The following is a 22786-nucleotide window of genomic DNA, read 5'->3' on the forward strand; positions in this document are numbered from 1 at the left end:
TGATTGTAGCTTATGTTTTTGATTGGCGCAATAAAGTGCGCCCCAATAGGCGAAATAGCCTGTTCAAAATTCAGAACGATACAAATTTTAAGGTTCCAGCGTGAGCCAGAACCTTATTTATTAGACAGAAAAGGGGAAAACGGCCCTTTATTAGCTGGGAAACATTCTGCGATTAGCCGGGTGACATCCCGCGCAAGCGTTCAGAGCGGCGACGCAAGAGTTCCAACGTGGCGAGGAGCAAGACCGAAAGGAAAACCAATATGGTCGCAACCGCTAGAATTGTGGGGCTCACTTGCTCACGCAGGCCGATAAACATCTGCCATGGCAGCGTTTTCTGATTGGCCGACCCCACGAACAAGACCACGACCACCTCGTCAAAGGAGGTAATAAAGGCAAAAAGGGCACCTGAAATCACGCCGGGTAAAATCAGAGGCATTTGCACCTTAAAGAAAGCGCGCACGGGCGAGGCGCCCATGCTTGCCGCGGCCTGAGTGAGGGAGCGATCAAAGCCCACAAGCGTGGCGGTAACAGTGATAATGACAAAGGGAATACCAAGCGCCGCATGCGCCAAGACGACTCCGACATAGGTCCCTGTAAGGGTGATTGGGATCTCAAGCTTGCCGTAGAAAGGGATCGGAATATAGGGGTTGGAATAGAAGAAATACATTCCCGTCGCCGAGATAATCAACGGCACAATCATCGGCGAAATCAGGATCGCCATGATAGAGCGGCGAAACGGTACGTGGGTTTGCGACAGGCCAATCGCGGCAATCGTTCCCAAGGTCACCGAGATGATTGTGGCAACCGGCGCGATCTGGAGGGAGTTCTTCATGGCCAATTGCCAATCGGAACTGTTGAAGAAGTCTTTGTAGTGTTTGAGCGAGAACCCCTCAGGGTTCAGCGCCAGCATTTCCGGCGTGAAGGTAAAGAAGTCTTCGGCATTAAAGCTCAGCGGAATAATCACGATAATTGGCGCGATCAGAAAGAAGAAGATCAGCCCGCAGATGACGCGAAAACTATAGAACCATGCGCGTTGAACGGGCGAGGCATAGGGTGGAAGTGAAGACATTTTTTAGCCCCCCAATTTAACGTTATCAATACCAACCAAGCGATCATAAACCCAATATAAGATGAGTACGATGACCAGTAGGATCGAGCCCAGAGCGGCGGCTAGGCCCCAATTCAGTGAGCTTGAGATATGGTAGGCAATCCGGTTTGAGATGAAGACACCTTTGGTGCCGCCGACGAGTTCGGGCGTAATGTAATAGCCGATGGACAAGATAAAGACCAAGATCGATCCCGCGCCAATCCCAGGGAGGGATTGAGGGAAATAGACCCGCCAGAAGGCTGTCCAATCGTTCGCACCGAGGGATTTCGCGGCCCTCAAATAGCTTGGTGGGATGGTTTTCATCACCGAATACAGGGGCAGCACCATGAAAGGCAAAAGAATATGCGTCATGGCAATGGTCGTCCCCGTGGCGTTTTGGATCAGTTGTAATCGGTCAAGATCGCCCACAAGACCAATCCAAACCAGCAGATCATTGATCACGCCTTGTTCTTGCAACAACACCTTCCAAGCGGAGGTCCGCACCAAAAGCGAGGTCCAAAACGGCAGCAAAACCAAGATCATCAGCACGTTCGCGGAACGGTTGGGCAAGTTGGCCATGAGCCAAGCCACTGGATAGCCCAGCATAATACAGGTGGCGGTAATCGTTACCGACAGTACAATCGTGCGCCACAAAAGCCGCAAATAAATCCGTTGGCTTTCTGGTCGCGCTTCGATCCCGTCAGGACCTCTCAACATGTCAACGGCGTTCAGGAAATACCCATCGGTCAGTGGACCCGCGAAGGTTTTAATCACCGTCCATGTGGTTGGATCGAGCCAATCGGCCTTTGCGGCGCCGAATTGCTCGCGCAGGGAGACGGTCTCAAAACCAGACACATCCACGGCGGGCATCGAAGGCGCCACGGCCCCCGAGGCGAAATCATTGTAAAGTGCTGTGTAAACAATCGGGCTGAGTTTTTTCGTAGCAGGATCGGCGTCTTTGACGTCTTCGATCATTTCGGCCCAACCCTCATAGGCGCTGGCGGTGAGGGGCAGGGCTTTACGGTTGTCTTTTTCTGCCATCCATGTGGCCCACATCGCAGGGTCGCCATAGGCGGCGTCCGCTTCGATGAACTGGGTGCCGTAAATTGTGGTGTCAAACTTGCTGATGCTACGCCCCGTAGAGCGGAACAGCGAGGACATGCCACTGGCTTCATAATTCAAACGTGAGCCAAGGCGCGTGTGCAATTTGTTCTCTTCGGCGAGGACAAAATCGGTGTAAAAGGCTGCGTAAATTTCATCTGGAGGGAGGGTTTCGCCATCAGGCTCCCAGTTGCGCATGGCGCGCACGGTGCGTGGGATGGTTTCCATCACAATGCTGTTTTCCACAGAACGGAACAACATATCGCCAATCGGGGCGACAAAACTGACGAGGATGAACAAAAGCAGCGGGGCAATCAGAGCCAGCGCGCGGAGTTTTTGCCGCCGCAGGGCGCGGTTCAGGCTTTGCTTTAATGGGGTGCCGTCAGCAGCCAATACGGGTTTCGAAGCGTCTTGGTCATCGGTCATTGTTTGCGTCATGTCCTGTCCCGTGGTTGTTTTTCTTGGGTCGGGATGCGCAGGGATCTAAGCCCCTGCGCAAGTTGTTTTATCTAGTTATATCAAACGGGTAGCTTATTGAGCCAACCAGTTTTGGAACTTGATATCAACTTCATCGTTGTTGTCTGCCCACCATTCGATGTTGTTCACCAAATAGTTGGTTTGGTTTGCTGGGTTGGTCGGCATGTGCTGACCCATATCAATACCCAACGTGGCGTGATCCCCAACCAAAGGCTGCGAAGACGCACGTGCTGGACCGTATGAGATATACGCGGCCTGATCTGCGAGACGCTGTGTGTCTGTGGCAAATTTCAGGAAGTGCATCGTACGGTTCAAGCGTTTTTCGTCCAAGCCAGCTGGAACAACCCAACCGTCAAAGTCAAACACTTGCCAATCCCAAAGCATGGAAACTGGCTGCTTTTGCTCTTCGATAACCGAGAACAGGCGACCGTTATATGTGGAACCAATTACAACTTCGGCATCTGCCAAAAGTTGTGGTGTTTCCGCACCTGCAGACCACCAAACAACATCGCCTTTGATGGTATCAAGTTTGGCCAAAGCCCGCTCAACGCCGCCGTCCGAAGACAGAACGTCATAGAGATCTTCTTTTGCAACGCCGTCACAAATCAAAGCCCATTCGAGGTTTTTCTTAGGACGTTTTTCCAAAGCACGTTTGCCTGGGAAAGTTTCGGTATCGAAAATCGCGCAAAGGCTGTCTGGTGTTGCGCCATTCCATTCGGCGACATCATTGCGATAGCCAAATGTTGTCGAAAACACGATTTGCGGAATGAAGCATTCGTTGATCAGGCTTGGACCAAAGTCTTCTGTTGGTGTGGAGCCATCATCGCCCGCAGCAAGGGAAGCGTCGGCATCGATTTCAATGGCCAAACCCTCGTCGCACGCACGTTGTGAGTCAGGGCCTTCCGCATCAATCAGGTCATACGCGCTGTTGCCAGCTTCGGCACCCGCACGCATTTTCGCGATCGATTCATTGGAGCTTTCGTCATAAACGACAGTGATGCCGGTTAACGCTGCATAAGGATCGGAATAGGCAGCGATTTGGGATGCTTGATATGCGCCGCCCCATGACATGATGGTCATGCTGTCAGAACAGTTTTCACAGGCAGGTAGGTCCGCAGCAAAAACCGTTGTTGCGGCTAGAGGCGACATCACAAGGGCCGTGGCCCCAAACAAATGTCTAAGTTTCATAGTACTCTCCTAGTTGGTCTTTTTTTATCGTTTTTCCGACAGCCCCGAGCGCGATGGCTGTAAGATATCTTTAGATAACGTCGAGCGCTCGGCAGTCTTCCGTCAGCCAGCCAATTTCGACTTGGCTCCCCGGAACGAGGCGCACTTGGTCGGGTGCATTCCGGGACTTGATGACGAAATCATCATTGCCCGCAACCCGAAGGCGTGTGCGGAATATATCACCCATATAGATGAATTCCAACACTTCGGCCTTGAGCATATGGGCGTCTTCGTGAAGGCGCTGTTTGTCAAACTCAACACGCTCAGGGCGAATAGAGACCCGTGTGCGTTCGCCTACTTTTTTCACATTAATTGGAACGGCGTCGATTTCGTCGCCGTTATCGAGGCGCACACGACATTGGGTTTTGCCCATTTGCGTGATCACGCCTTCGAGTGTGTTGTTCTCGCCGATGAACTGGGCCACAAAGCTGTTTGCTGGCCGTTCGTAAAGCTCGTCCGGCGGCGCAAGTTGTTGAATGCGTCCGTTTTCAAACACGGCAACCCGATCCGACATGGTGAGGGCTTCGGTTTGGTCATGGGTCACATAAACCACCGTAATACCAAGGTTGTGCGCGAGTTTGGTAATTTCAAACTGTAACGTTTCGCGCAGTTGTTTATCCAAGGCGCCCAGAGGCTCATCCATCAGAACCAACTCGGGTTCAAATACAAGAGCGCGTGCGAGGGCGACACGTTGTTGTTGGCCGCCAGAAAGCTGTGCGGGACGGCGATTGCCGAATTCCCCCATCTGCACCATATCGAGTGCGCGCATCACCTTAGCTTCGCGTTCGGATTTACCAAATTTGCGTACTTCTAGCGGGAACGACAGGTTTTCGGCGACCGTCATATGCGGAAAGAGCGCGTAGTTTTGAAAGACCATGCCAATACCGCGCTTGTGTGGCGGAATATCGTTGATCGGCTTGCCACCAAGGCGGATATCGCCGTGGGTAGCCGTTTCAAACCCTGCAAGCATCATCAGGCAAGTGGTTTTGCCAGACCCTGAAGGCCCAAGCATCGTCAGAAACTCGCCCTTAGGCATCGACAGGTTTAAATCTTTTACGACAAGGTTTTCACCGTCGTAACTCTTCTGAACGCGGTCAAATTCGACAAAAGCCGAATCGTTGTTGGGACTGGCCATGCTTAACTTTCTGTTGTTTTCAAACGAGCGGGCATGTCAGCCACCCTAACAGGGATTTAAACGATTAGTAAAATAGTTTTCACTTTATTATCAACAGGTTCACTTGAGGATCAAGTGTTTGGGGCCATAGGGAAAGGCTGTAATGTTATGATTCCCTTGATTGTTTTCGTCCGAAATCACCAGAATATCATGCTCGCGATACCCTCCAGCACCAGGCAAATGGTCGGGAATCGTGATCATCGGTTCCATTGAAATGACCATGCCTGATTCGAGCACCGTGTCGCAGTCTTCTCGCAATTCGAGGCCAGCTTCACGACCGTAATAATGGCTCAAGACACCAAAGGAATGACCGTACCCAAAGCTGCGATATTGGAGCAGGTCTTCGGAGGCGTAGATCTCGTTCAACTCCTTTGCGATATCCGAACACCGCGCACCGGGCACCAAAAGTTCCTTGCCGCGATCGTGTACGCGGCAATTCACTTCCCACATCCGCAAATGCGCATCAGAGACATGTTCGGCAAAAAGCGTCCGTTCCAAAGCGACGTAATAGCCCGCAACCATCGGAAAACAATTGAGTGACAGGATATCACCCGCTTCAATCATGCGACTGGTGACGGGATTGTGGGCGCCGTCAGTATTGAGGCCCGATTGAAACCAAGTCCAAGTGTCGAGCAATTCGCCCTGCGGCCATGTTTTGGCGATTTCGCGCACCATCGTCGCGGTGGAATGCAAGGCGACCTCGCGCTCGGAAACACCCACACGCGCCGCTTCGGCACAGGCCGCACCGCCCAAATCCGCGATCCGTGTCATCTGGGTGATATGCGCAATTTCCTCCGCCGATTTGATCATCCGCAGACGCATGGCGGGTTTGGAAATATCAACAAATTCCATCTCTGGGAAAAAGGCCTCCAACTGCCTTAGCAGCTCAATGTTGACGTGATCAAATTCGATGCCCACCCGATTTGCCGTTCCTGCGAGTTTGTCGACGGCATGGAAATAATTGTCCTTGTTCCAATCGGTGTAGGTAACGTTATTGCCAAAGGTCCGCCGCCACGGCTGCCCCCCATCAATCCCCGCGCTGATCGAGGTTGCGGTCGTGTGATCAACCACCAGCCCATAGCGCCGGCCAAAGGAGCAAAACAGAAAATCGGCGTAATAATTAATGTTGTGGTAGGATGTGAACAGCGCGGCATCTATGTTCTCAGACGCCATATAGGTGCGAATTGCCGTGAGACGCCGTTGCATTTCGGTCGCGGAAAAGGTCGGCGCAGCTTTCAGGCCATTACCTGTGTAATCTTGAAAGATTTCGCGATCCATTCTTGCATCCTTTGTGTGTGAAAATCCGTCGGTGGCGACGATCCGTTGCCACTCTTCCTCTGCCCGAGACCCACACTTGTCAAAGGAGAAGTTTTCACCGTACATGAATTATATTCATGTTAAAGCGAGCTTATAAATGACGCATCTTCCTTTGAACGCACTCAAGACCTTCGAAGCGGTTGCCCGCCTTGGCAGCTTTCAGAAGGCCGCAGACGAGCTGTGCGTCACTCAATCCGCCGTCAGTCATCAGGTGCGTAATCTCGAAGACTGGCTTGGGGTTGCTCTTTTTGAACGCACGGGCCGTCGGCCAATCCTGACGCCGCAGTCTGAGGATCTTGCGCGCGCTGTGACACTCTCTTTTGGTGATATTGCCGCCGCGTGCAAACGGCTTCGCGCACCAGAAGGCACAAAACCGCTCGTGATTGCGGCCATTCCGTCCATCGCCACAAGTTGGCTCATTCCGCGGCTGTCTGCTTTTCGCACCGCACATCCCGAAATTGATATTCAGGTTGTTTACGCGCTGCACGGGCAGGGCATTGATTTCGATGAGGTCGATCTTGCGTTTACCTTCGGTCCGACTCCGACACTTGCGAGCAACCTCAAATCCATTCCCTTTTTGTCTGGTGAGAGCGCGCCCGTTTGCAGCAAATGGGTGTTTCAATCGCTTGGCCGTGCCCATCCGACTCTAGACGATATTTTGGGCATTGGACTGTTGCATGACACGGATACAAACGGTTGGTCGCAATGGTTCAAGGCCGCTGGAGGCCAAACGCCACACGCCCTAAAGGGCCCTATCTTCGAAGATATCAATATGCTCCGAACCGCAGCCTTTTCCGGACAGGGCGCCGCGCTTTGCCCGCTTGCGTTGATCCACGAAGATCTCGCCGCCGGTCGCCTGTCAAAACTCTCAGATGTCACGATTTTGGATGATTTTTTCTATTATCTGATCATGAAAAAGATCCCAGACCTCAACAAAGTGCCAGCCCTAAATGCGTTTGTGAATTGGACGCTCGATGCGCGCTCCACGGAGCAAATATCGCAAAAGACATAGACGTTTGAGATTTTCCCCAATTTTTTTGGGACACTCGAAAAATCGACAACCACTGCATTTTACCCCCTTGTAATCGATTGCATTGCCGCCATAGTGCCTTCAACAAGTCAGTGGGAGGAAATTGCGATGATGTTAAATGGGGTTTGGGCGCTTGAGGATGCTCAGGGCGATTATCGTGTTGAAATGATTCTTCCAGGCGATGGAATATCAGCCCTTTTCGCCGCTGGAGAAATTCCCGACCCTTATTTTGGTCGCAATGAGCACGATCTGAGGTGGATTGCAGACCGAGATTGGCGCGCCACCCGTAGCTTTACCCTTACGGCGACCGATTGCGATTTGGTCCTGACGGGGCCGGACACCATCGTCGATATTTTGATCAATGGCACAAAGGTTTTGAGCGCGCAAAACGTATTTCGAACCTATCGCGTTGACCTGTCTGAAGTTGCGCATGTGGGCGAAAACACCATTGAGCTGTACTTCCATTCAAACACCATAGAAGCGGCAAAACGCTACGCTGAGCATCCCTATCCCGTGCCGTATTTGCACATGAATTGCCCCATTCCGCATGGCAATATGATCCGCAAAGCCCAGTGCGATTTTGGCTGGGATTGGAACATTGCCCTCGCGCCATTCGGGGTGATCGGCGACATCGAACTCTGCCCTCAGAGCCAGACGCGGATCACCGGTGTGATTGTCGATCAGGCTCACGACGGGCAGAATGTGACCGTCACGGTGCGAGCGCCATTTGAGAACTGCGAAACACGCGATATTCCATTTGAAATCGCGCTCTGCGGCCAGAGCATCACAGGCGTAGTTGCGGCGCGAGACGGCGTTCTTGAGGCCGCGATTACCCTCGTATCGCCCGCGCTTTGGTGGCCCGTTGGTATGGGCGCGCAAGCATTGCACGATCTGGATGTGACCCTCGGGGACACTACGCAAACCCGACGCATTGGCTTACGGGACATGGCATTTCTGGCGCAAAAAGATGCGGTCGGCGTCGGCTTTAAATTCCGCGTGAATGGCGTGGACACCTATGCAAAAGGTGCCAATTGGATCCCTGCCGACGCACTCTCTGGGCGGATCACACAGGCGGGCGTGCGCGATCTTTTGCAATCCGCCGTCGACGCCAACATGAACATGATCCGCGTATGGGGCGGCGGGCGTTATGAGCCGGATTGGTTCTATGATTTCTGCGACGAAATGGGACTGATGGTATGGCAGGACTTCATGTTTGCCTGCAACCTTTACCCCGCCGATGCAGCCTTCTTGGCCGAGGTGGATTGCGAAGTGCGCGAAACGGTCACACGGCTTAATCACCACGCGTCACTGGCCCTTTGGTGTGGCGATAACGAGCTCGTCGGGGCGCTTACATGGTACGAGGAATCAAAGGAAAATCGCGACCTTTATCTGGTGGCCTACGACCGCCTGAATACGCAAATCGAACGCGCATTGCGCGCGGTTGTGCCGGAGGCAAACTGGTGGGCCTCCAGCCCCTCTGCAGGGCCTATGAATTTTGGCGACGCGTGGCACGACGACACGGCGGGCGACATGCATTTTTGGTCGGTTTGGCACGAAGGCAAGGATTTTGAGCATTACCGCGATATCAAACCCCGGTTCTGTTCCGAATTTGGCTTCCAATCCTATGCCTCAATGGACGTGATCCGCAGTTTTACCACTGAAAACGACCGTAATATCGCCGCGCCAACCCTCGAAAGCCATCAGAAAAACCATGGCGGGAATGCGCGGATTGCGGAAACCATGTTCCGATATTTCCGTTTCCCGACGGGGTTTGAGGATTTTGTCTATCTGTCGCAAATCCAGCATGGCTTGGCCCTCAAAACTGCCGTTTCCTATTGGCGCAGCCTCAAACCGCATTGTATGGGCGCGCTCATTTGGCAGCTCAATGACACATGGCCTGTCGCCAGCTGGGCCTCTCTTAACTATGGCGGCAGCTGGAAACTGCCGCACTATATGATCGGGGAATTCTTTCAACCCGTGTTTGTGACGATCGTGCCTGAGAGCGAGATTCTTGTGCTTAAAGCTGTGAATGACCTCCGTGAACCCGTTGATATTGCTTTCAAAATAGCCGCGACAAAACCAGATGGATCGTCTCGTATTCTGGTGGAGGTCGACGCTGAAGTCAGCCCAGACGTGGCAAAATCTCTGGCTGAAATCGCGGCCAGTGAATTGGCTGTAGATGAGATTTTGACATATAACTGGACGGGGTCAGACGGCACAAAGGCCAATGACCACTTTATGTTGCGTCCGTATAAGTCCTACGATCTTGTGACGGCGGATTTGAAGCTTGAGGTTGTCCCAAATGAGGAGGGGTACGAGATTTTGGTAACATCCTCGTCGCTAGCGCTTTATGTCGCGCTTGAAGCCAGTATTGCCGGACGGTTTAGCCAAAATGTCATGACGATAACGCCCAAAACCCCTGCCAAAATTCAGTTTATCCCTAAAACTTCGGGAGAAGTGCCCATTTTCACCGTCAAGGATTTGCACAGCGCGACATATGGCTAGAACGCGCGGGTAAAACGGGCTAGCCGAACGAATATTTTGCTAATACGCTTGCATCCCGAGGGCCATCCACGTCAAATGCAACGCAACCTAAAAGGAGGGGCGGCGTGCTGAGTTTGACACGGTGGTTCAGCAAAATAATTGGCATTCAACTGGCGCTTTTGATGTTTGCCCCCAGTGCCCTTGCCGATAAAATCACCGTTGCAGTTGCCTCCAATTTCGCCAGCGCATTCGAGGTGATAGCCCAAGATTTTGAGGCCAAATCAGGGCATAAAGTCGAGACAGCCACAGGCTCAACAGGGAAAATATTCGCGCAAATTCAACAGGGTGCGCCATTTGACCTGTTTCTTGCGGCGGATCAGGATCGACCAAGGGCGCTGGTAGCGGGTAACCCAGCTTATGAGCGCGCGTCCTACGCTCAGGGTCAATTAACCATCGTTTCACGGGTCAATGCACCGCCGCTTGCCGAAGCGCGGATTGGCATCGCAGATCCCGCGACCGCTCCCTATGGCGCAGCAGCCCTTCGGACACTCAAGACCCTCGGATTTGAGCCCGCTGCGTTGAATATTGTGAATGGGCAAAACGTAGCGAATGTGGCGAGTTATTTGCACTCGGGCAACATCGACATCGGCTTTCTTGCTGCGTCGCAACACTTCCCAAATGCCCGTTTTACGACTGAAATTGTAAGGGATATTAGACTGACGCAGGACATGGTCCTTCTGTCGCAAACCCCCGCTGCGATTGCGCTTTTTGCTTATATGCAATCTGACTCCGTTCGAACTGCACTGCCGGATTTGGGGTATTTAGCCCCAAACGGCGAGGAAACCTATATTGAACCCGTTGAGCATTCGTCCGTTACCCTGTGGCCTTCCATTCGCCTGTCTCTCCTTCTTGCCAGCGCGACCACACTGATTTTACTGGCAATTGGTATTCCGATCGCATGGTGGCTCACGATCACGCAGTCGCGGATGCGGCCCGTGGTCGAGACAATTACCGCCTTGCCACTCGTCGTTCCTCCCACGGTTTTGGGCTTTTATTTGTTGGTTATGTTCGCGCCGACGACCCCCATTGGGCGGCTTTGGATCACACTGACAGGCGACACGTTGACCTTCTCTTTTGCGGGCTTGTTGGTGGCTTCTGTTTTATATTCGCTGCCCTTCGCTGTGCAACCGCTTCACACGGGATTTCAAGCTATCGGACGCGGCACGATTGAGGCGGCGCAAACCATGGGGGCCTCGCGTATGTCCCTGTTTCTGCGTGTGATATTGCCCCTATCACGGCGCGGTGTGCTAACGGCCACGGTTCTGAGCTTTGCGCATACAATCGGGGAATTCGGGGTAGTTTTGATGGTTGGAGGCAACCTTCCGGGCAAAACACGGGTCATTTCCATCGAGATTTTCAACCGCGTTGAAGTCCTCGATTATCGTGCGGCCCATGTGCTTGCTGGGGGATTACTCGTGTTTTCTTTCCTTGCGCTTTTCCTGATTTACAGCCTCAACGGTCGTGCGGCCCGCTCCGGAATTGCTGGGGGAAATTCATGATTGATCTAAAAATATCGATAGACCGAAAGGCTTACCACTTGAATGCCGATATTTCCCTTCAAAACCAAGGAATTACAGGCCTTGTGGGACCAAGTGGTAGTGGAAAAACCAGCCTTCTGCGGGTGATTGCGGGCCTTGAGACACCATCTAGTGGGCGGGTGCAATGTGGTTCTGAAACTTGGTTTGATGGCATGCGCAAGCCCGTACCAGCTTCACAGCGCCGAGTGGGCATGGTGTTTCAGGACATGCGCTTATTTGCGCATCTTACAATCCAAGAAAACCTTGATCTCGCGGCTAAATGGGGAGGCACATCCCCCCTCGCGGCTGATTTGATCGCTGCATTGGAACTGTCTGACATCCTTGATCGCCTACCAAATAAGCTTTCGGGCGGCGAAGCACGTCGCGCCGCCCTCGCACGCGCCTTGGCACAAGCGCCCCGTATTTTACTGCTCGATGAACCCCTAACTGGCCTTGATCCAGCTCAAAAATCCCGCATTTTACCAGTGCTTGCGCGGGCTATTGATTTAGCAAATATACCTGCGGTATTTGTGTCCCACGACGCCGATGACGTCGGCCATCTATGTGCGCAATACATTGAAATCTTACCGTCTGGAACGTCCCAAAATACTCAGGACAGCTCGCGGAACTTCACCACAAATGCGCCAAAAGCTGCTGGTCCACAAATTTCGGCCACATGGCAAAGAGACTCTTCTCAGGGTGGGAAAATCATGGTGGGCGGCGAGACGATTACCTTGCCCAAGACCGTGTCCCTCCCACAATTTACGTGGGACACGCCGATCACATTACAGGGGAGTACGGGCCAATCGTTCCTCGCGGGGGAGGACGTTATCGCCCCCAAAGGCTTCGTCAAAATTCCAGCGATTGTGGGGCGCGATGGGAGCATAACATGCGGAGGAAGCCGTGTAGATCTTCCGCATTTAACTGCGCACGTACCCGTGGAAAATCAATCGACTAGGTCAATCCTATACTTTCGCCTCATTGCTGTATTCAACCGGACATAATTCCTATGCGATTCGGCTCTCGAACTGGGGTCGGAGCGCCTATATTCGGTACTATCTTACCCAAATGCTTGTATTGGTAGCATTCCGTGAACAAAGCCGAGGAAATACGGCCAAGATTGTGGCAGCCCTAGAAGTAGCAATCTTTCAAATTTTAGGGGCTTTCTTTCACGCCGTAGTAAAACGACCAAGGTGATGAGTGGCACCCTTCACACATGAATAAACCAACGCAATCTGTTGAAATATATATTTAATTTTTATGACCGCAGCAGAGATACTTTGCGAATCCACAAGAATTTTCTGAGACAATGAGCGGGCTGACTTTCCTATTCAGGCTATTTCCTAATCAAATCGAAATTATCGTTAACAAATTGTTGCCACATTTCGGACATTTTTCCCTTTGTTTGAAGCAATCAATTGGCTAGAAAGAAGATGCCCAACTGGGGGGCGATATCTACTAGTCTACGGGGGTGGACGCACATAAACTACGCGGTGCGTAGGGGTGTTTTAGTGCTGTCGGGGTGTGTCTTACATCTACGAAAATCGTTGAAGAGCGTTTGCGCGCTGTGGCTGCCATGATTTGGCAGGACGATTTATGCATGCTCCCCCTCATTGTGAACGTTTATTTGGGTTCCGCCGTAGGACGTGATGTCGCTTCTCTGAGGGATGTCTTTTTTCGACGTTTGGATTTTTGATGAACCATTTTAACGCATATGGCGTGGTTAAGGTAAAACCCCGCGGTACTCTCGCGCGTTTGGTTTTTTCGTATAGATATCAATCTGTTGTCGAATGGGCAGGGTGCCAGCCCGGGATCATCGTGGGGACGAAGATCTATCCGGTGTCTGGAGCGAACCCAAAGGAAACTGCCGAACACTCTGGAGCCAGGCTGCTGCGGCCCCTTACAGAGCGTTCATAGGAGAAGATCATGCCGAGTAAACTGCTTACATTCGACCAACAAGATTCAACTATTTTAACGCCACAAACGCAATCTGAAGCCTCCGGCTCGGTCGAAACCTTTGACCGTTTTGGGAATTCCATTGGGACGGTTGAATTTACAAACATGGACGAAGTTGTTCCGTGTTTCACGCCTGGGACGGTCATCGCAACGCCTCGTGGGGAGCGTTTGGTTGAGGACCTTGTTGTGGGAGACAAGGTGATTACGCGCGACAATGGCATTCAAGAAATCCGTTGGTTCGGGAAGAAATATCTCGATGAACGTGCCCTAACAAACAACGTGCATTTGCGACCTGTTTTGATCCGCGCGGGCGCGATGGGCAACGGCCTTCCAGAGCGTGATATGCTGGTTTCGCCCAATCACCGGATGCTGGTCGCCAATGACCAAACGGCGCTATACTTTGAAGAACGCGAAGTGCTTGCCTCGGCAAAACACATTGTAAACAACAAGGGGATTACGGCGGTCGCAACTGCTGGAATGACCTATATCCACTTCATGTTCGACAACCACGAAGTTGTCTTGGGCAATGGCGCATGGACAGAAAGTTTCCAACCAGGGGATAAATCCTTGGAAGGCATCGGCAATGCGCAACGCACGGAAATTCTTGAGATTTTTCCTGAATTAAAAACATCAGAAGGCCTTGACGCGTACCCGTCAGCCCGTAAAACACTTGTGAAACATGAGGCGCAACTGCTCGTGCGCTGAGTGCCCGCCTCGGTCCTGCCAGACTGAGGCGACCCAAAGTTTATGCAGCCTTAACCCGCTCTGAGAAATCAGGGCGGGTTTTGCTTTAGGCGCGGGCGCGCCATTTCGCCCAATCCGCAGGGGTATCGAGGTCCAAAATCGCGCGATCATCTGTAAGCGGGATGAGCGCGACTTTATCGGCGTGTTTTTTCAGAATGTCGCGTGGCCCCGTATCGCCTTGAAGCTTCGGCAAGTCCTTGAAGGTCCATTGTGGCAAAACCACAGGATGGCCTGCCGTGCCGTCTGGCGTTGCCGCGCGCAAAATCGGCGTGTCGGGAAACATTGCGAAAGCTGACAACAAGAGCGCCATGTCTTGACCCGTGATGTCGGGCATGTCGGGCAGGGCGACCAGCAGGGCTTTGATCGATTTCGCGAGTTTCGGCGCAATCGCGCGAAAGCTTGCGGACATTCCCGTTTCAGGATCGGCAACCAAAACAGTGGTCACGGCAAGATCGGCAAGCACCTCAAGGCGGGGCGATCCAACAGGAAGCGTCACAAAAACCTGCGCGCCCGTTGCAATCGCTCGTTTGACCACGCGGCGCAAAAGGGGCTCGCCGCCAACGTCCTCAAGGAGCTTATCGCGCCCCTTCATACGGGTAGACGAACCGGCGGCGGGAATGAGAATGGCAAAATTATTCATGCGGCAACCTTGTCGTAGCGCTTCAAAATCAACAAGCCCGAAACACGGGGCTTCGGGCTTGTTTCTTGTTCATTTTGCTGTGGTCTAGGTTTCGGGAACCAAACCACGCGGGCTAAACCTGAGGACCAACAGGAGGACAATCCCCATCGTCATCAAGCGCATATGGGCCGCACTGGCGATGAGATGTGATTTTAGGTCGCCATCGGACATGCCCGACGTGATCGTCTCCATGATGAAGTTGCCCGCAGGTTCCACTTGAACCCAAAGAAACCAAATCAAGAAACCGCCCAAAACAGCGCCATAATTGTTGCCCGACCCACCTACAATCACCATCACCCAAATCAGAAAGGTGAAGCGCAAGGGTTGGTAGGAACTGGGCGTCAATTGCGAGTCCAACGTCACCATCATGGCGCCTGCAATGCCGCAAATGGCCGAGCCAAGCACGAAGATTTGCAGATGCCGTTTGGTAACATTCTTGCCCATTGCTTCGGCGGCGACCTCATTGTCACGGATAGACCGCATCATGCGACCCCATGGCGAATGAAGCGCCAATTGCGCCAAAACAAGCAGTAAAACAAGGACGGCTGTGAACAGGATACTATAGCTGAGCTTCACATAAAGCGTTGATGCCGTGACCGGATCGAGGCCCAACTTGGCAGCGCCTTCGATGAAACCCGCGTTGACCTGCAGGTCCACTTCATAGGCCACGGGCCGTGGAATACCGATGACGTTTTTCACGCCCCGCGCCAGCCAGTCTTCGTTTTTCATTACCGCGATGACAATTTCCGCAATCCCCAAAGTGGCAATCGCAAGATAGTCGGAGCGCAACCCAAGTGCGGTTTTCCCGATCAGCCAAGCAACACCGGCCGCCAGAACACCACCCGCAGGCCAAGCCAGCAACACAGGCAAGTTTAACCCACCGATATTGCCCGTCACCGCGGGGTTGATCGCCTCAATTGAGGAGACTGCAGGATCGAAAACAGCCCGAAACACAAAGAACCCGATGACGAGGATCGAAGAGACACCCAAGATGCGGTATTTCCCCTTGGGAAGGTTTTTGTTGGCGTAAATGGTGGCGATAATCGTCATCGCACCGAGGATAAGGGCGGCGATAATACCAATGCCGCCCGCTTGCCATGCGTCTTTGGTCGCAGGGGTTGCGATCAGCACCGTGGCCAATCCGCCGAGGGCCACAAACCCCATAATCCCGACGTTAAACAGGCCGGCAAACCCCCATTGCAGGTTCACCCCAAGTGCCATAATCGCCGAAATGATCCCCATATTGAGAATGCCAAGCGCGGAGTTCCAGCTTTGGAAAAATCCTGTCCCGATGATTAAAATCGCAACAACAACGGTGAGGGCGGGGGCACGCATGGAATGTTTCATACCGATTTCCCTTTAAACAGACCCGTTGGACGAAACAGGAGGACTATGATGAGGATCACAAAGCTGACGGCAAATTTGTAATCGGTTGAGAGAAGTTGCACCAATCCATCCGGCGCAAGACTGTCCGGAAGAAGATGCCCGAGCACCTTTTTAAAGGCATAGGTCACTGTCACTTCCGAAAACGCGATGACAAAACCGCCCGCGATGGCCCCAATCGGATTACCAAGTCCGCCGACAATCGCACTGGCGAAAATTGGCAAGAGGAGTTGGAAATAAGTGAAAGGTTTGAAGGACTTATCAAGACCATAGAGCACACCCGCGATCGTTGCGAGGGCGGCCACGATGATCCATGTCACCATCACCACCCGTTCTGGATTGATCCCAGACAAAAGCGCGAGGTCTTCGTTGTCACTAAAGGCACGCATGGATTTTCCGGTGCGCGTTTTGTTGAGGAAATAGAATAACAAAGCCACAACGATGATGGCGGTGACCAAGGTTATCCCTTGGGATACTCTGATCGCCAATCCCTCTTCAAGGCCCGTCATCTCTTTGAAATCGCCCGCAGAAATGATAAAACGTGCACCATCGGCGAAGCGTTGATCATCGGTGCCAATGATAAAGCGCACGACACCATTCATCACAAACATCACCCCGAGCGACACAATCACAAGGATCACCGGCGCGGCCTTTTGTTTGCGATAAAACCTATAGACCACGCGATCCGTTCCCAACAAGAACAGGGCCGAGACTGCGATACCAAAGGGCAGGGCGAGGAGCGCCGTTGGCAGGGGGCCAAAACTAATCCCCATCGATTGAAACCACCACGTAAACAGGATGGTCGCCATGGTCCCGAAGGCCATCGTGTCGCCATGGGCGAAGTTTGAGAAGCGCAGAATACCGTAAATGAGGGTCACCCCAAGAGCGCCAAGCGCAAGTTGACTGCCATAGGCAACGGCTGGCACCAAGACATAATTTGCCAGCGCGACGAGTGCGTTTAGAATATCCATATCAGCCCCCCAAGAATGATTTGCGGACTTCAGGATCAGCAAGCAGCGCCTGTCCCGTGTCGGTGAAGCGATTGCGGCCTTGCACGAGGACATATCCTTTGTCCGCGATTTCAAGAGCTTGGCGCGCATTCTGTTCCACCATCAGGATGGAAATGCCCGTTCTGGCAACCTCAATGATGCGATCAAACAGCTCGTCCATCACAATCGGTGACACACCCGCAGTTGGCTCATCGAGCATCAAAAGCTTGGGTTTCGTCATCAATGCGCGTCCAACAGCCACCTGTTGGCGTTGCCCACCCGAAAGTTCACCGGCCGATTGATTGCGTTTATCACGCAGAATGGGGAACAACTCATAGACCTGTTCCATTGTCTCGCGAAAGTCATCGTGGCGAATAAACGCGCCCATTTCGAGGTTTTCCTCAACGGTCATTGAGGTGAAAACGTTCTGTGTTTGCGGCACAAACCCCATACCAATGCTGACCCGCGCTTGCGGTGACATACTTGTAATGTCCTGCCCGTCAAGGGTAACAGAGCCCGTGTGAATATTGAGCATCCCGAAAACGGCCTTCATCGCGGTGGATTTTCCAGCGCCATTTGGCCCCACAATCACAACGATTTCGCCCTTATTTACGGTCAACGTACAGTCATGCAGAATGTCGGCACCCGTGCCGTACCCGCCCGTCATTCCAGCGGCATTTAAGTATGGTTCACTCATTTTTTGGCCCCCACAGTCTTATTTTTAAGGCCCGTCCCGAGGTAGGCTTCGATCACATGCTCGTTGGCTTTTATCTCGTCCAACGTGCCCTGCGCCAAAACCTTGCCCTCGGCCATACAGATCACCGGCTCACAAAGACGCGCGATGAAATCCATGTCGTGCTCAATAACCACAAAGGTATAGCCGCGCTCTTTGTTGAGGCGGATGATCGCATCGCCAATGGTATTGAGGAGCGTGCGGTTCACACCCGCGCCCACTTCGTCGAGAAACACGATTTTCGCGTCAACCATCATCGTGCGACCCAGCTCAAGGAGCTTCTTTTGACCGCCAGAGAGGTTGCCCGCTTTTTCGTTTTTCAAATGATCAATTGTAAGGAATTCAAGGACTTCGTCGGCCTTCTTAAGGGTGGCCGCTTCCTCTAGTGCTATCTGGCCGCGATGGAACCATGTGTTCCAAAGGCTTTCGCCCGATTGTGCGCCCGGAACCATCATTAGGTTTTCTCGGACGGTCATCGACGAGAATTCATGCGCGATCTGGAAGGTTCGCAGCAGGCCTTTTTCGAATAATTCGTGCGGCGGTAGCCCGGTTATGTCTTCGCCACCCATGGTCACTTGGCCGGATGTTGGTGGAAGAACGCCCGCTATCACATTGAAAAGCGTTGTTTTTCCGGCGCCGTTTGGTCCAATGAGCCCCGTGATCGACCCTTCGTTTATCGACAGACTTGCACCGTCAACAGCATGAAAGCCCCCGAACTGCTTGCGCAGATCTTTCACCTCAATCATATATATCCCCATCTGTGTCGCACCTTAAGAATGGGCGGCATCATGTTGAAACAGCTCGGAAATAAATCCGAGCTGTTCAAAGTTTCTAGACGTGATTAACGGTATTTTGCAGTTGTGATCGCGCCGTCTTTGATCTCGATCTCACGGTAGTTACCAGCGCTTTCGCCTGGTCCGATGAGTTCAACAGCGGAGGCACCCACATAGTCAATTTCGCCGCCAGCAGCGAGAATTTCCAATGCTTTGCCCAATTCACCAGGATAGATTTTTTCGCCTGGAGCATTGGCAACAGTCAAGATGTGGTCTTTGAAATCAGCAGATTCCGTGGAGCCCGCAGATTGCATCGCCAACAAGATCAAAGCTGCCGCGTCATAGCTTTCGCCAGCAAAAGCGCCAGTGCCGTCAAAGCCGTTTGCCGCGCCAAGTTCCTGCATAACTGCTGCACCTGGGCTGTCTGTGCCTGGGTGTTGACCGAAAGAGCCGTTGATTTTGGAGCCAAAGTTTTTGATCAACGTGTCCGAAACCATGCCGTCAGGGAAGACGAATGTGTCGAACGCGCCTGTGTCCATGGCAGCTTGGATGATGCCGGAACCGCCTTGGTCAACATAACCCGCAATCACAAGCGCCGCACCGCCAGCCGATGCCAAAGCACCAACCTCAGCAGAATAGTCAGCTTTGCCATCTTCGTGGGCTGTGTTGATTGTTACTGTGCCGCCAGCTTCTTCAAAGGCCGCTGCGAACGCATCCGCAAGACCTTTACCATAGTCATTGTTGGTATAGGTCACCGCAACTTCGTTAATGCCGCGATCCATAATAACGTTTGTCATTACAACGCCTTGGCGCGCGTCAGAAGGCGACGTGCGGAAGAAAAGACCGTTGTCTTCAGCTGTGGACAAGCCAGGGGATGTCGCGGAAGGGGAAACCATAACGATCCCGTTTGGAACCGCAACGTTGGCAAGAGCCGCGCCGGTTACACCAGAACAGTCACCACCGATGAGAGCTTTTACGCCTTCACTTGTGATCAAACGTTCTGCAGCAGCCGTGGCCGCGCCAGCGTCGATACAAGTCGTGTCGCCGCGCACGCCAATAACGGTTGTGCCATCAAGCAAGAGACCGGAGTCTGAAACTTCTTTGATTGCAAGTTCGGCCGCGGGGCCCATCTCTGCAACCATGGATTCGATTGGACCTGTGAAACCAAGGAACACGCCGAGTTTAATTTCTTCAGCAGATGCACCAGCACCTACGAGTACAGCAGCGGTTGTCGCCATCAGTAGTTTTTTCATTTTATTCTCCCTTATTGGACTGGATCGTTCGCCCAGTTAATAGAGTGAGGTTATTCACCCATTTCTAAATAGGGAAGAGAAATATCCTGTTTTTTTGCCAAAATTCAGGAAATAGTCATAATTATAGGGGTTTCTCAAGACGGAATCTCAGAATCAACGGTCCACAACATGCCCGTAATAATTTCAGATCGCGAAAAAAAACTAGGTCGCAGGCACCTCGGCCTTCACGCCGCGTTCTCGGTAGGGCGTCGTGGCGTATTGTGCGCGATAGCATTTTGAGAAATGACTGGGCGAGGAAAACCCACTTGCAAGGGCCACATTGATCACGCTCATATCTGTTTGCATCAACAGGTTACGCGCTTTTTGCAGGCGAATTTCCATGTAAAATCGCTTGGGAGACCGGTTGAGATAGCGTTGGAATAAACGTTCCAGTTGGCGCGTGCTCATACCGACATCTTTGGCCAAAACGGCGGGACTTATGGGGTCTTCGAGGTTGAGTTCCATAGTCTGGATGACGTTGGACAGCTTCAAGTGCCGCACCCCAATTCGACTAGGAATAGACAGGCGCGGCGAATCTTTTTCGGTGCGGATTGAGGTATAGATAAGCTGGTCCGCGACCGCATTCGCCAAATGTTCGCCGTGCCCATCGGCAATAAATTTTAGCATGAGATCAATCGAACTGGTGCCGCCCGCCGTGGTGATCATTTTACCGTCAACAACAAAAACCGAATTCAAAACAGCGATATCTGGGAAATCTTCAACCAGCCCATCGTGGTGTTCCCAGTGGATCGTCGCCCGCTTCCCGTCCAATAACCCCGCTTTTGCCATCGTATAGGCCGCCGTGCACAAACCCGTCACGGAAGAGCCACGCCGACTTTCCTTGCGGATCCAATTAACCAGTTTTGGCGAGCTTGCCGCGCGAATATTCAATCCACCACACAACATAACCGAGTCGTCACGGCAAAGATCCTCAAGTCCGGCATCAACCTTGAAAACAACGCCCGCAGAGCTGATGACAGGCTGCCCGTCCACACTAACAACGCGCCATTCGTAGAGATTTTTGTCTGCCATACGATTTGCAATCCGAAGGGCTTCAACCGCACTGGCAAAGCACATCATTGTAAATTCGTTCATCAAAACGAACACGAAACGGCGTGGTTTCGCGTCCTTTGTTTCGATTATTTCTCCTTGGCGACTCATTGTCATCTAACACCGCACCTAAAAATCATCCTCGACGGAAACAGCTTTAATTGAATGAAGCAAGCATAGAGACACCCGCTGGGCATAAAAAATGTCCGATTTTGCGGTTTTGGGGGGCTTTGTCCTGTTGGCATTTCCAATTCAGGCCGCCATAACTGTTGCACCTTACTTTTTTGGAGCAAAGACGATGACAAATTGGCAAAAATCTGACTGGCGTGCAAAACCACGGATTCAGATGCCCGAGTATACGGATCAGGCCGCGCTGGAGGCTGCGGAGGCCCAGCTGGCGAAATATCCACCACTCGTCTTTGCTGGCGAAGTGCGCACGTTGAAACATCAATTGGCAGCCGCGAGCCGTGGAGAGGCGTTTTTGCTGCAAGGCGGCGATTGTGCCGAAAGCTTTGAGCAATTCTCGGCGGACGGTATTCGCGACACATTCAAAGTGATGTTGCAAATGGCGATGGTGTTGACCTACGGCGCGAAAGTGCCGGTTGTGAAGGTGGGCCGGATGGCTGGGCAATTCGCCAAGCCTCGTTCCGCCCCAACTGAAACGATTAATGGCGTCGAATTGCCAAGCTACCGTGGCGATATCATCAACGATTTGCCGTTCACCGCAGAAGCGCGAATTCCGAACCCGAACAAGATGTTGCAGGCCTATACTCAGGCCGCCGCGACCTTGAATTTGGTGCGGGCCTTTAGCCAAGGAGGCTATGCGGATATGCATCAAGTCCACGCATGGACTTTGGGCTTTACCGAGGCGGATAACGCTGCACGCTATCGTGATTTGGCGGCCCGTATCACCGACGCTTTGGACTTCATGCGTGCCGCTGGCATCACCACAGAAACCGCGCATACGCTGCACTCGGTGGACTTTTATACCTCCCACGAGGGGCTGCTTCTTGAATATGAAGAAGCGCTTTGCCGGATCGATTCGACCACAGGCTTGCCGATTGCGGGCTCTGGTCACATGATCTGGATCGGCGATCGCACCCGTCAACCTGACGGGGCGCATGTTGAATTCTGTCGCGGGGTTCAAAACCCGATCGGTTTGAAATGTGGCCCGACCACAACCGCCGAGGACCTCAAAGTCTTGATGGAAAAACTGAACCCGAAAAACGAAGCGGGCCGTTTGACCCTCATCGCGCGTTTCGGGGCAGGCAGCGTTGGCGATCACTTGCCGCGTTTGATCAAAACAGTTGAGGAAGAGGGCGCCAATGTGCTTTGGACCTGTGATCCGATGCATGGCAACACGATCAAATCGACCACGGGCTATAAAACCCGTCCGTTTGAAAGCGTTCTGCGCGAAGTGCAGGAATTCTTTGCCATTCACGAGGCTTCTGGCACAGTTCCAGGTGGCGTGCATTTCGAAATGACGGGCCAAGACGTGACCGAATGTACCGGTGGCGTGCGGGCGGTAACGGACGAGGACCTTTCGGATCGTTACCACACGGCGTGTGATCCACGTTTGAATGCCAGCCAATCCTTGGAACTTGCTTTCCTTGTTTCCGAAAAACTCGCGGACCGCAGCAACAAGTTAGCAGCCGCAAAGGCAAGCTAAGCGCTTAAAAATTAAAAAAGCCCCGCACTCTTTCTGAATGCGGG

At 52.7% G+C, this 22786-nt stretch carries 18 protein-coding genes; 6 read left to right on the plus strand and 12 right to left on the minus strand.

What is annotated here, in order from left to right:
• Positions 1 to 172 precede the first annotated feature (172 nt).
• The 5 genes from AB9F29_RS10660 to AB9F29_RS10680 form a co-directional block, all read right to left on the minus strand.
• Positions 173 to 1069, minus strand: coding sequence for an ABC transporter permease (locus AB9F29_RS10660; RefSeq protein WP_335585583.1), 897 nt, complete (start codon positions 1067 to 1069; stop codon positions 173 to 175).
• A gap of 3 nt (positions 1070 to 1072) precedes the next feature.
• Complete coding sequence (locus AB9F29_RS10665; protein ID WP_369755755.1) at positions 1073 to 2614, minus strand: ABC transporter permease; 1542 nt, start codon at positions 2612 to 2614, stop codon at positions 1073 to 1075.
• A gap of 105 nt (positions 2615 to 2719) precedes the next feature.
• Positions 2720 to 3853 (minus strand): extracellular solute-binding protein, encoded by a 1134-nt coding sequence (locus AB9F29_RS10670; RefSeq protein WP_369755676.1) that lies wholly within the window; start codon positions 3851 to 3853, stop codon positions 2720 to 2722.
• A gap of 70 nt (positions 3854 to 3923) precedes the next feature.
• Positions 3924 to 5027: an ABC transporter ATP-binding protein gene (locus tag AB9F29_RS10675; RefSeq protein WP_335585580.1), complete on the minus strand. Its 1104-nt coding sequence runs from the start codon at positions 5025 to 5027 to the stop codon at positions 3924 to 3926.
• A 99-nt stretch (positions 5028 to 5126) separates the two neighbouring features.
• Positions 5127 to 6344 carry an aminopeptidase P family protein gene (locus AB9F29_RS10680; RefSeq protein WP_369755677.1) on the minus strand — a complete coding sequence of 406 codons (1218 nt, stop codon included), beginning with the start codon at positions 6342 to 6344 and terminating at the stop codon, positions 5127 to 5129.
• A 136-nt stretch (positions 6345 to 6480) separates the two neighbouring features.
• On the opposite strand from AB9F29_RS10680, the gene AB9F29_RS10685 reads away from it, so the two are divergent.
• From AB9F29_RS10685 to AB9F29_RS10705, 5 genes are all read left to right on the plus strand, one after another.
• Entirely contained in the window at positions 6481 to 7395 is a 915-nt protein-coding gene (locus tag AB9F29_RS10685; RefSeq protein WP_335585578.1) for a LysR family transcriptional regulator, read from the plus strand.
• A gap of 126 nt (positions 7396 to 7521) precedes the next feature.
• Entirely contained in the window at positions 7522 to 9918 is a 2397-nt protein-coding gene (locus AB9F29_RS10690) for a glycoside hydrolase family 2 protein (RefSeq protein ID WP_369755678.1), read from the plus strand.
• 104 nt (positions 9919 to 10022) lie between these two features.
• Positions 10023 to 11456, plus strand: coding sequence for a molybdate ABC transporter permease subunit (modB, locus tag AB9F29_RS10695; RefSeq protein WP_369755679.1), 1434 nt, complete (start codon positions 10023 to 10025; stop codon positions 11454 to 11456).
• Positions 11453 to 12478: an ATP-binding cassette domain-containing protein gene (locus AB9F29_RS10700; protein WP_369755680.1), complete on the plus strand. Its 1026-nt coding sequence runs from the start codon at positions 11453 to 11455 to the stop codon at positions 12476 to 12478. The genes modB and AB9F29_RS10700 overlap by 4 nt, the downstream gene beginning before the upstream one ends.
• Positions 12479 to 13400: 922 nt before the next feature.
• A complete protein-coding gene (locus AB9F29_RS10705; protein WP_369755681.1) occupies positions 13401 to 14135 on the plus strand; it encodes a Hint domain-containing protein in 735 nt (244 codons plus the stop codon).
• Between the two features lie 85 nt (positions 14136 to 14220).
• Here AB9F29_RS10705 and AB9F29_RS10710 read toward each other — a convergent pair whose 3' ends face one another.
• From AB9F29_RS10710 to AB9F29_RS10740, 7 genes are all read right to left on the minus strand, one after another.
• On the minus strand, positions 14221 to 14814 hold the full coding sequence (locus tag AB9F29_RS10710; RefSeq protein WP_369755682.1) for an NTP transferase domain-containing protein: 594 nt from the start codon (positions 14812 to 14814) through the stop codon (positions 14221 to 14223).
• An 84-nt stretch (positions 14815 to 14898) separates the two neighbouring features.
• Positions 14899 to 16200, minus strand: coding sequence for a branched-chain amino acid ABC transporter permease (locus AB9F29_RS10715; RefSeq protein ID WP_039003416.1), 1302 nt, complete (start codon positions 16198 to 16200; stop codon positions 14899 to 14901).
• Positions 16197 to 17207 (minus strand): branched-chain amino acid ABC transporter permease, encoded by a 1011-nt coding sequence (locus AB9F29_RS10720; RefSeq protein ID WP_369755683.1) that lies wholly within the window; start codon positions 17205 to 17207, stop codon positions 16197 to 16199. The genes AB9F29_RS10715 and AB9F29_RS10720 overlap by 4 nt, the downstream gene beginning before the upstream one ends.
• A gap of 1 nt (position 17208) precedes the next feature.
• On the minus strand, positions 17209 to 17922 hold the full coding sequence (locus AB9F29_RS10725) for an ABC transporter ATP-binding protein (RefSeq protein WP_039003414.1): 714 nt from the start codon (positions 17920 to 17922) through the stop codon (positions 17209 to 17211).
• Positions 17919 to 18704, minus strand: a complete 786-nt coding sequence (locus AB9F29_RS10730) for an ABC transporter ATP-binding protein (protein WP_039003413.1) — start codon at positions 18702 to 18704, stop codon at positions 17919 to 17921. The genes AB9F29_RS10725 and AB9F29_RS10730 overlap by 4 nt, the downstream gene beginning before the upstream one ends.
• Before the next feature lie 95 nt (positions 18705 to 18799).
• Entirely contained in the window at positions 18800 to 19984 is a 1185-nt protein-coding gene (locus tag AB9F29_RS10735; protein WP_335585570.1) for an ABC transporter substrate-binding protein, read from the minus strand.
• A 201-nt stretch (positions 19985 to 20185) separates the two neighbouring features.
• A complete protein-coding gene (locus AB9F29_RS10740) occupies positions 20186 to 21184 on the minus strand; it encodes a GlxA family transcriptional regulator (RefSeq protein WP_369755756.1) in 999 nt (332 codons plus the stop codon).
• A gap of 187 nt (positions 21185 to 21371) precedes the next feature.
• Between AB9F29_RS10740 and AB9F29_RS10745 the strand changes: the two genes are divergently transcribed.
• Positions 21372 to 22742: a class II 3-deoxy-7-phosphoheptulonate synthase gene (locus AB9F29_RS10745; protein WP_039003424.1), complete on the plus strand. Its 1371-nt coding sequence runs from the start codon at positions 21372 to 21374 to the stop codon at positions 22740 to 22742.
• Positions 22743 to 22786 lie beyond the last annotated feature (44 nt).

It is taken from the genome of Falsihalocynthiibacter sp. S25ZX9 (genome assembly GCF_041205405.1).
GTDB lineage: Bacteria > Pseudomonadota > Alphaproteobacteria > Rhodobacterales > Rhodobacteraceae > Falsihalocynthiibacter > Falsihalocynthiibacter arcticus.

Bases quoted from the DNA above. Each gene is read 5' to 3' on its own strand.
- AB9F29_RS10660 (WP_335585583.1), bottom strand. From the start codon at position 1,069: ATGTCTTCACTTCCACCCTATGCCTCGCCCGTTCAACGCGCATGGTTC.
- AB9F29_RS10665 (WP_369755755.1), bottom strand. From the start codon at position 2,614: ATGACCGATGACCAAGACGCTTCGAAACCCGTATTGGCTGCTGACGGC.
- AB9F29_RS10670 (WP_369755676.1), bottom strand. From the start codon at position 3,853: ATGAAACTTAGACATTTGTTTGGGGCCACGGCCCTTGTGATGTCGCCT.
- AB9F29_RS10675 (WP_335585580.1), bottom strand. From the start codon at position 5,027: ATGGCCAGTCCCAACAACGATTCGGCTTTTGTCGAATTTGACCGCGTT.
- AB9F29_RS10680 (WP_369755677.1), bottom strand. From the start codon at position 6,344: ATGGATCGCGAAATCTTTCAAGATTACACAGGTAATGGCCTGAAAGCT.
- AB9F29_RS10685 (WP_335585578.1), top strand. From the start codon at position 6,481: ATGACGCATCTTCCTTTGAACGCACTCAAGACCTTCGAAGCGGTTGCC.
- AB9F29_RS10690 (WP_369755678.1), top strand. From the start codon at position 7,522: ATGATGTTAAATGGGGTTTGGGCGCTTGAGGATGCTCAGGGCGATTAT.
- AB9F29_RS10700 (WP_369755680.1), top strand. From the start codon at position 11,453: ATGATTGATCTAAAAATATCGATAGACCGAAAGGCTTACCACTTGAAT.
- AB9F29_RS10705 (WP_369755681.1), top strand. From the start codon at position 13,401: ATGCCGAGTAAACTGCTTACATTCGACCAACAAGATTCAACTATTTTA.
- AB9F29_RS10710 (WP_369755682.1), bottom strand. From the start codon at position 14,814: ATGAATAATTTTGCCATTCTCATTCCCGCCGCCGGTTCGTCTACCCGT.
- AB9F29_RS10715 (WP_039003416.1), bottom strand. From the start codon at position 16,200: ATGAAACATTCCATGCGTGCCCCCGCCCTCACCGTTGTTGTTGCGATT.
- AB9F29_RS10720 (WP_369755683.1), bottom strand. From the start codon at position 17,207: ATGGATATTCTAAACGCACTCGTCGCGCTGGCAAATTATGTCTTGGTG.
- AB9F29_RS10725 (WP_039003414.1), bottom strand. From the start codon at position 17,922: ATGAGTGAACCATACTTAAATGCCGCTGGAATGACGGGCGGGTACGGC.
- AB9F29_RS10730 (WP_039003413.1), bottom strand. From the start codon at position 18,704: ATGATTGAGGTGAAAGATCTGCGCAAGCAGTTCGGGGGCTTTCATGCT.
- AB9F29_RS10735 (WP_335585570.1), bottom strand. From the start codon at position 19,984: ATGAAAAAACTACTGATGGCGACAACCGCTGCTGTACTCGTAGGTGCT.
- AB9F29_RS10740 (WP_369755756.1), bottom strand. From the start codon at position 21,184: ATGAGTCGCCAAGGAGAAATAATCGAAACAAAGGACGCGAAACCACGC.
- AB9F29_RS10745 (WP_039003424.1), top strand. From the start codon at position 21,372: ATGACAAATTGGCAAAAATCTGACTGGCGTGCAAAACCACGGATTCAG.